Source organism: Paraburkholderia piptadeniae (assembly GCF_900007165.1).
Classification (GTDB): Bacteria; Pseudomonadota; Gammaproteobacteria; order Burkholderiales; family Burkholderiaceae; genus Paraburkholderia; species Paraburkholderia piptadeniae.
The window spans coordinates 1-9,148 of the sequence record NZ_CYGY02000092.1; the positions used below are offsets into that span (position 1 = coordinate 1).

Annotated in this window: 5 protein-coding genes and 2 pseudogenes; 3 read left to right on the plus strand and 4 right to left on the minus strand. The window is 58.5% G+C overall.

Going from position 1 to position 9,148, the window contains the following annotated elements:
- Positions 1–366 precede the first annotated feature (366 nt).
- On the minus strand, positions 367–1,590 hold the full coding sequence (locus BN2476_RS38060) for a glycosyltransferase (protein WP_087739353.1): 1,224 nt from the start codon (positions 1,588–1,590) through the stop codon (positions 367–369).
- A gap of 112 nt (positions 1,591–1,702) precedes the next feature.
- Positions 1,703–2,881: a glycosyltransferase family 4 protein gene (locus BN2476_RS38065; RefSeq protein WP_087739356.1), complete on the minus strand. Its 1,179-nt coding sequence runs from the start codon at positions 2,879–2,881 to the stop codon at positions 1,703–1,705.
- 549 nt (positions 2,882–3,430) lie between these two features.
- On the opposite strand from BN2476_RS38065, the gene BN2476_RS38070 reads away from it, so the two are divergent.
- Positions 3,431–4,327 carry an ATP-grasp fold amidoligase family protein gene (locus BN2476_RS38070; RefSeq protein ID WP_087739357.1) on the plus strand — a complete coding sequence of 299 codons (897 nt, stop codon included), beginning with the start codon at positions 3,431–3,433 and terminating at the stop codon, positions 4,325–4,327.
- Positions 4,328–4,483: 156 nt separating this feature from the next.
- Here the strand turns inward: BN2476_RS38070 and BN2476_RS38075 are convergent.
- Positions 4,484–5,155 (minus strand): annotated as a pseudogene (locus BN2476_RS38075) (IS110 family RNA-guided transposase); the annotation flags it as partial.
- Between the two features lie 183 nt (positions 5,156–5,338).
- Here BN2476_RS38075 and BN2476_RS38080 point away from each other — a divergent pair.
- Complete coding sequence (locus BN2476_RS38080) at positions 5,339–6,259, plus strand: adenylate/guanylate cyclase domain-containing protein (protein WP_087739358.1); 921 nt, start codon at positions 5,339–5,341, stop codon at positions 6,257–6,259.
- A 148-nt stretch (positions 6,260–6,407) separates the two neighbouring features.
- Here the strand turns inward: BN2476_RS38080 and BN2476_RS38085 are convergent.
- Positions 6,408–7,587: pseudogene (locus BN2476_RS38085) on the minus strand (IS3 family transposase).
- Between the two features lie 840 nt (positions 7,588–8,427).
- On the opposite strand from BN2476_RS38085, the gene BN2476_RS48780 reads away from it, so the two are divergent.
- Positions 8,428–9,148 (plus strand): RDD family protein (locus BN2476_RS48780; protein ID WP_235851141.1); only part of this gene is annotated, 721 nt, incomplete at its 3' end.

Sequence of the window (9,148 nt, forward strand, 5' to 3'; positions counted from 1 at the left end):
ACAACACTGATCCGAGACCTTTCAACTGGACCAAATCGGCCGACGACATCCTCGCTAGCGTCAAGCGATTTTGTCTACGAATTTCTAACTCGCGACACTAGTGCCATGGACGTCCAGGTAATGACGGGTCGGACCGTGACTGTCGAGCCAGTGACCCTACCCCGGAATACGCCGAAATCGATCTGTTCTCGAAATTATCCGCGAGCGGCTTGAGACGGGCATGTAAAAAAGAACCGCCGATCCGGTGCGAGGCTAGAAGCGAGCGTCCACAGGCCCTTCTCTCAACGAGGCCGCCGCAAAATCAATATAGGCGACGTTGTGCTCAGGGAGGTTTTGTTCACTCTTCTCCGCCCCATTTTGAAATTTTTACCCAGTCCAGGCGGCTCCTTCGCAACCGCGCCTGGTGGAGCCTTGTTGCACCTTGTACACGGCAAGCGCGTCGAGCAAGGATTGCATGGACTGAGCGATATGAAATCGGGAAGTGAAGCACTGTCTGGCACGCGTGCGCATGTCGGCCCACTCGCGTCGCGAAGCGCCCAGCCAGCGGTGCAATAAGCGCACTGCCCCTGCCAGGTCGTCCTTGTCCACGAAGCCCGCGCCAGACTGCTCGATCTCACGCCAGATGTTGACCTTGTCTGTAATCAGCGTCGGCAGCCCCGCAGATAACGCTTCCGCCACGGAAATCCCAAAATTCTCCTGATGCGAGTTAAGCACAAAGGCGTCGGATACAAAGAATGCGCCCCACTTGAGGTCGTTGTCGAGCATTCCCGTCCACGTCACCCTGTCTGTCAACTGCAACTCATAGCACAGGGCCTTCGCCGCCTTCGCGTACTCGCCGTCATCGGGCCCGGCGATGATCAGTTGCACATCGCTAATCTTGTCCTGGGGAGTGTCTTGCACACATTGAGCCAGCGCTCTCAGGGTAAGGTCGATTCCCTTCTTTTCGTGGATCCGCCCAAGAAAGAGCAGATTCTTTTTACCGCGCAGGTGCGGAAACCTCGACAGGAAAAGTTCGCGTTGCATGTCGGGATTGCCAACGGCACCCGCTGTGCCGTAGTTGACGACATGCTCGTTGCAGCGGTACGGGCGGAACGATTGGCGAGCCAATCGACGTTCTTCCTCGCACGTAAAGAACACGGCATTTGCATCACGAAGCACCCGGTATTCCGCCCATGGCCAATAGAGCATCTTTTTGAAGTGCTTTAACGGGTAGCGCTGCTTGAAGTACGGATCCAGCATCCCGTGCGTGAATACGTAATAAGGTATCCCCGAACCGCGTAGCGCACGCCAAACGCCAAACGATGTGTAGTTCCAGATGCCGTTGACAATGACAAGGTCGTATTTCGGCACGTTGACCTGCAGCCATGGGACCAGCCTCGGGGAATACCTGTACTTGCCGAACCCCGGGCCGACAGGGTGGCAGATGATCTCGCATTGATCGAGTGAGCGCTCGTCGGGTCCGTCGAGCGTGAGGATCTCGATCGAGTTTCCTCTGCGCCGATGCTCGCGAGCCGCCTGAACGATCCCCTCAATCGGCCCGCCATATGCGGGATTGACGGTGATGATGGTGTGAAGAATTCGCAAACCCATGAAAGTGGAACCTTTGAATCGCGATCGACCCTGCCAAGTGTCTTCTAACTGCACTGCGGGACAGGGATGGGAGCAATTCCCATTGAGCAATTCCCATTCCCTTTCGACCCTATCAGCTTGCGTGCAAGTCATTGCGCCTTAGGCATATGTTTGCGAGAGCGAGCACGTTTTCGGCAAAGAGCTCGGGTGTCCAGTCACGGATCGTTGTTTCCGCGTTGCGGGCGAGCTTTTCGCGAAGCGCGTGGTCTTCAGCGAGCTGCCTCATTTTTTTCGCGAGCTGCTCGACGTCTCCAGGCCGAACGATGAAACCGTTGATTCCGTCGTACACAACTTCATTCGCACATCCGCAAGTCTGCGACACGATCGCAGGCCGCCCCGCAGCCATCGCCTCGTTGACGCACAGCCCCCACTGGTCGAATGCGCTAGCGAGCACAATGAAGTCGGCAAGCGCATAAAAGGCCGGCATGTCGCTGTTCAGAACCGCCCTGAAAATCAGGACTCGCTCGCCTAGCCCGAGCGCGACAACCTTTTCGCGTATCGTCTGCTCGAGCGGACCCTGCCCGACGAGGACGAGGGATACCCCTCGTTGGGCAAGCCCTGAGCAGGCGAACGCCTCCAAAACGAGCGGTACATTCTTGCGCTCCACAAAGCGGCTCACGCACAGCACGTATTGCGACGGCAAGGCGAAGCGGCATCGCTCACTGTCGGCGTGTGCGCGCACACGCCTTGCGGCGTCGCGAAAGTACGCAACGTCGATGACATCAAGGCCGACACGTGATCGGTGCATCGGGATGCCGAGCGACTCGGCGTATCGACGATGTTTCTCACCGGCCACGAGTGCACCATCGAAGCGTGAGACGAGGATTCGTTTTAAGGCTTCCTTGAGTCGATGCCGTTTGCCGTCGTCAGCCTTCGAGTCAGACATATAGACCAGCTTGAATCGACGCGTCAACGTCCTCAGCAGACACAGGTAAATCGAATAGCTGGTGTTGTAGCCGAGCGTGATGACGAAGTCGGGGCGCGTGGCACGAACGATCACGCCGAGCCGGGCCGCCACCGTCAGCCAATGCTTGCGGCCAGCAACGGTACCCTTGAAGACTGTAACCATCTCGGACGGCACATCTTGCAGGAACGTCCTGCGATCGCTTTGCGCATAGTCATAGAAGCTGCTGTATTCGAATAGCTCGATGAGGGATACCTGGCATCCATGTCTCGACGCGAGCTGCACGAGCGCGCGATAGCGTGGTACGTGATAGTCGCTCAGGTTGCCGATAACGAATTGAATGCGCATAGGACCGATCTCATCGGGTGCCATACACCGCATCACGCTGCTGCCTGAAGCACACGACGTTTGTCCGCACGAACGAATTGGCTTCAATACGATTGGCCTATCGCACAGGATCAAAAAAGCGTCTCGGAGCTGCAATCATTGGATTTGCCTCGCGAGCCGGACTCTACCTCAAAGGCGTCGACATAGTTCCTGGCTACCAGGAAAAGCCACGCGCATCGCCTCCTTTTTTTACATTTTGACGAATGCATCTTTACGCCAGAATCTCGCTCATTTTCGCCATCGGCAACGTGCAAAAAAACATTGGTCGAAAGTGTTCCAGGACGTCGTGCGCGCCATGTACAACTCGTTTAACACCGATTTTCACGCCAGGCCTGTGCGCTTCCTAGCATAGCTACCAATCGACGAAGCGCGGTGGTGTGCAAATAGCGGGCTGGCTTGGCTTATGCTTGAAGTTGCTGCGCCGACTCACGAGGAGGCGAAGTGCTGGTTGAGGACACCCAGGGGTGCACTTGGCGAGCAGGTAGTGGGCGCATGGGAGGACACGAAACCATGAACAATCTCTTCTTCAGGAGCACGCGTCGAGTGCTCAAAGGCGCCGCGTCGCTTATGCCCGACGATTTGTATTTGGCTCTTTCGCATCGTCGAAGAATCGGGCGGTTCCCGAACATGACGCGTCCGACGGCTTTCAACGAAATGATTCTGATGCGATGCCTGCACCCGGATCCCCGCTGGAGCAGCCTGACCGACAAACTGAGAGTTCGCGAATACGTAAGGGAACGCATCGGGGAGAAGCATCTCATTCCGTTGCTTGCGGCCCCCGATGTTTTTACGAAAGAGGTTTTCGACTCACTCCCCTCATCGTTCGTCATGAAAGCAAATCACGGTTCCAACTTCGTCGAAGTGGTTTGGGACAAGTCGAAACGATCGTTCGAAGAGCTGCGTCGCGTTGCCGACGGATGGTTGAGCATTGACTATTATCGGGTCGCACGTGAACGGCACTATAAGGGCATTCAACCCCGGATCTTCTTTGAAACTCTGCTTCTCGACCGATCAGGCACCGTTCCGGCCGATTACAAAATGCACATATTCGGCCGTGGTCCAGACGGTCCGGTAATTTATACGGGCATCATTTCCGATCGTTTTGGCAAGCCTCGCGCCGATGTCTACGACGCCCGATGGAATAGGCTTGACCTGGTGTGGGGCGACTACCCGCGCAGCGAGCGCGCCGTGGCGCGACCGACGAATTGGGAAGAGCTGAGCGGTGTTGCCATGCTGCTGGCCGATGGGCTCGGCTACGTGCGTGTGGATCTCTACGCGCGTGACGAGCAGATATTCTTCGGGGAGCTGACGTTTACACCCGGGGGTGGAACGATGCCCTATACCCCTGATCACTGCGATTATGAGTGGGGGGGTATCCTGAAAAACGCCAACTACTCCATCACTTAAGGTGCAATAGCCACCGACGACGAACGCACGAGCTTGCAACAACGCGAGCGTCGATCTTTCCACAAGCTACGCCTATTGCGCGGTTGTACCAATCTTTGCTTTCACGTATCGGAGCAACGTCCGCAGATAGGTATCGCCGCGCCGGCTGATGCCCTACAGACGTGGCTTGCCACCGGAGGAATACTGCCGCGGCGCGAAGCCAAGCCACGCGGCCAGATGCCGGCCGTTGCGGAACTGCCTGGCATCGCCGACCGAGGCGACGATGGCGGTGGCGGTAATTGGACCGATATCGGGTACCTCGGCGATTTTCTTGCAGAGCGCCGATTGCTTCATGAAGGTCTGGATCGATACCTCGGTCAGATGAATGCGCTCCTCGATCGCCTTCAGATGTTGCAGCAACTCGGTGAGCGGCGTCTGGCAAAACAACGTCAGCTCGTCGGCGCTTGTGCGCAGCAACTCGGGCATCGCACGTTTGAAGGCTTCCGGTGAGCGCGCAATCGTGAGTCCACGCTCGCCGAGCAGGCCGCGCATCCCGTTGATCAGCGCGGTACGGTGGCGCAGCAGGATGGCGCGCATGCGATGCGCGGCCTGAATATCCTGCTGCTCGATCGATTTGACCGTCACAAAGCGCATCGTCGGACGGCTTGCGGTCTGGACGATCGCTTCTGCATCGTTGAGATAGTTCTTGTTCGTCTTCACGAACGGTGTGACGTAGTGCGGACTGATGAGCCGCACCTCGATGCCGAGTGACTGAAAGCGCCGGGCCCAGTGATGGGCGGTGCTGCAGTCCTCCATCACGACCATCCTCGGCGTCAGTGTCCGTACGGTCTCGTTCGTTGCGCGCGTTACGGTGAGACGACGCGACGGGATTGGATCCGTCCAGATAGTACGGGCGACCCCGATGCTGCTCTCGGCACGGCACAGTACTACACTGACGAGCAGGAGCGCTGCGCAGGCCGGCTGACGAACAACGCTTCGACGCCGGCTGGACGGCCTGACGACGGGTTGGTCATGGATGACAAATTGAAATATCCGATGTCTCATGAGTCTGTGATGTTCGCGGACGTAAGCCGCAGCACGGAGCTTTACGAGACTGTCGGCGACATGCTTGCCTTCGAGGCGATTGCGCGGTGCATCGCGCTGATGAAGTCGTGCTCGGAAGCGTCGGGAGGGCGAATTGTCAAGACCATCGGCGACGAAGTCATGGCGTTGTTTCCCTCCGCCGAACATGCGATGCAGGCCGCGATCGATATGCAGTTGGCCGTCTCCGGGTTGCCTGCGGTGGCGGGACAGCCGATGTCGCTGCGAATCGGCTTTCATCACGGCCCCGTTTTGCCCGACGAAAGGGGAGACGTGTTTGGCGACACCGTAAACCTGGCTGCCCGACTGACCGACTTAGCTTCGCCGGGACAGGTCGTCACGAGCAAAGACGCGGTTGAGTGTCTCCCGGCGAGACTGCGTCAGATGGCGCGTCACCTTTACCCGATACAGGTGCGAGGAAAAAGACAGCCAACGGAGTTGTTCGAGGCGATCTGGCAACAAGGCGCTGATCTGACGGTCACAGGTAACGACCTGCAGCGCCTGCCTTGTTCATCGTTGCTGACCCTTCGGTACGAGGATGTCTGTGTCGAAATGAGTGACGCGTCCGCGCTGATGACCATCGGCCGCGGCGCGAACATGAGCATTGTCGTGCACGATTGCCGTGCGTCGCGGGTGCACGCATCGATCGAGTGCCGCAGCGGAAAGTATGTGCTGCGCGATTGCAGCGCGAACGGCACACGCATCACCATCGACGGTGGCCATGAGCTCATCCTTCGCCGCGACGAGGTCACGCTATGGGGGCACGGCTGGATCTCGTTCGGACCATACGGCGGCGATCAGGCGGAGCGCGTGGAGTTTTCCTGCAGGCGCCTTTCCGGACCGTCGGGTTGACCACCGATGGCACTATGAGGGGGGAAGCGCACAGTTCGTCAACGCGATCCATTGGGTGATCTGCAATGCGCGTGAGGACGGTGCGCACATACGCCTCGGGTCCGATACTTGAGCTTCCCTCGGTTTTTCGCCTTCCAGAGGCCCTGAGTTATGCAGCCGTATCCTTTGTCCGCTGAGCTGCAAGCCAGTCTTGCATGAACTGAGTTGGCGACGTGAAGCCAAGCGATGAATGACGACGACTACGGTTATAAAACACTTCAATGTATTCGAACAAGTCTGCAATGGCTTCGCGATGCGTGCGATACCTCGTGCCGTGTACCCGCTCGTTCTTCAGGCTGTTGAAGAAGCTTTCCGTCGGCGCGTTGTCCCAGCAGTTGCCCTTGCGGCTCATCGAGCAGCGCATCCCGTAGGAGGCCAGCTTGCGCTGGAATTCATGGCTCGCGTATTGACTGCCACGGTCCGAGTGATGCAGCGCGCCGAGCGCAGGCCGGCGACGGAACCACGCCATCGTCAGCGCATCGGTCACAAGCTCCGCCGTCATGCGCGGCTTGACGGACCAACCTACGACTCCCGGTTGAACAGGTCCAGCGTGACCGCCGGATACAGCCAGCCTTCGTCCGTCCAGATGTACGTGATGTCCGAGGTGAACTCCTGATTGGGCTCGGCCGGCGTGAAGTTACGGTTCAACACGTTCGGTGCGACCGGCAGCTTGTGCCGGGAATCGGTTGTCACGCGATAGCGGCGCTTGTGTCGGGCTCTGATACCGTTGGCGCTCATCAGCCGCTCCACTCTCGCTTTGCTGGCTGGAAAGCCCCGAGAACGAACCTCTTCGGTTATGCGCGGCGAACCGTAGGCGCCCTTGTACTGCGCATGAATCGTTCGAATCAACGTGAGCAATTGCGCGTCGCTCAGGCGCTGCCGCTCAGGCGTGCCGCCGCGCTTCCAGGCGCGATAGCCGTTGATGCTTACGGCAAGAACCTCGCACAGCGCCGACAAGGGATATTGCCGGCACTGCGTGTCAATCCAGGCGTACTTCACAGGAGGTCCTTCGCGAAGAACGCCGCCGCTTTTTTTGCGATTTCCAGCTCCATCTGCAAGCGCTTGTTCTCCGCTCGCAGACGCGAAAGCTCCATCTGTTCCGCCGTGACGACCTTCGCCCCCGGGCCATTGAGCTTGCCGGCTTCCGACGCTTTGAGCCAGTTACGCAGCGTCTGCATCGACATGCCCAGTTCGCGGGCCACAGCGCTTACGCCTTGCCCGTCCTTGACTCGTTGCACGGCCGCTTCCTTGAACTCTGCCGTGTACACCTGGTGCGGTACCTTGAACATCTCTTCTTTCCTTCCTTTGGGTCGAGTTTATACGCGACCTGCTGGAAGGCGAAATTTCAGGGGAAGCACATCGCCACAACGGTTGACTTCGACGCATTCAACTCTAGAATGAGGTTTCGCTGCAAAGCAGCAAAAAAAGGCGGAAGCATCCTGACCGTATGACATACGAAAATTTGCTCCAAGGCAATCAGGCGCTTGTCATCGTCATGATGTTGGCTCTTCTTGCCGCGTCCATTGTCAGCCGGCGAAGCGGTGTCTGAGGCCGTTCCCGGACGGTCGCGAAGGCGTCGCAAGTCGAGGCGGCCCGCACGGCGGCATTGCTGGCACGCTTGCGGTTCGTGCGCGGTCCCGGTCGCTCGTACAGAGGCATTAAGTTTTGGCATGAACTCGTCGCGGACCTGGAGCATGCGAATCGTGAGGACGCCCTTTCCTGGGAGGTGGTCCTGGCGGTGACGGAAGCGGTGCAAGCGGAGAACTGTCGCAGGGCAAAACTTCGTCCAGTGATTATTCACAGGCCCGACTCGGGCTTGATAGCGCGTGCAAGCATGCGGTTTTCTCCGCGCTCGACACCGCGGCGGCAAAAATTATCACGCTGGCGTGGTCGACGAGCGCGCGAGGTGCGAATGGCCGTGCATTCGCCAGCTACTCCGTCAAAAGATTGGCGCACGGAGCCGCTGCCAACACATCGGCCGTTCCTCCGCTTAGTTCAGAAGAGCGGACAACGAATCATGAGCGATTGGCAGCGCGTACGCCGGCTCCTTTTGAAACCGACCGAGGAGGGGCAACAGCAGTCGCTGCCCGATTGACCGGGGTAGCACGCCAAACATTGGATGCATACCGATGACGGCCGTTTCGACCAAGGTGCTGCTTGACGACACTACCCTTGTTGTCGGATTGAGCGGCGGTTGCGCGTTACGCGCTCCATTGTCACGGTTCCGGCGCCCGGTTGCAGCGTTGCCGCTCGACGTCAGCGAATGCGTATCTCAAGCTCGCGCAAAGGTCCGCATTGGGACGAGCTTGACGGGGACGCCAGTGTGGCCGGACTGCTCGCCAGCCGAAAAGACACCAGCGGGACTTCCAAATGACATTCCTCAAAAAATGGACTTACCGAATTTCATCAACCGCACTGGGCTGGGGCGCCGGAGTCTGCCATCCGCCGGTAATGTCGTCGACGCACGGCTTCTGATGCGCTACGCGACTTATTCGCAGCGCGCCCGCGCCCTGTTCATTGATTCGATATGGTGGACGGTCATCCTGCTGTTCATCCCCCTCGGACCATCGACCGAAGACATTCTGATGGCACCGGAGGCTTTTGCCTCGTCCATCATTCTCTGGCTTATGGTTGGCCAGTGCATCCCGATATTGGTCACTGGCGCAATGTGGGCCGTTTGGGGAACGTCACCGGGAAAGCGTGCGGTGCACCTTCGAATCGTGGATGCCGATACCGGGCAGCCGATGACCGTGACGCAAGCTATGTTGCGCACTCTCGGCTATTTGCTCACTTTTTCAACATTCGGCGCTGGTTTTTTGTGGGTGCTGTCCAATCCGCGAAAGCAAGCTC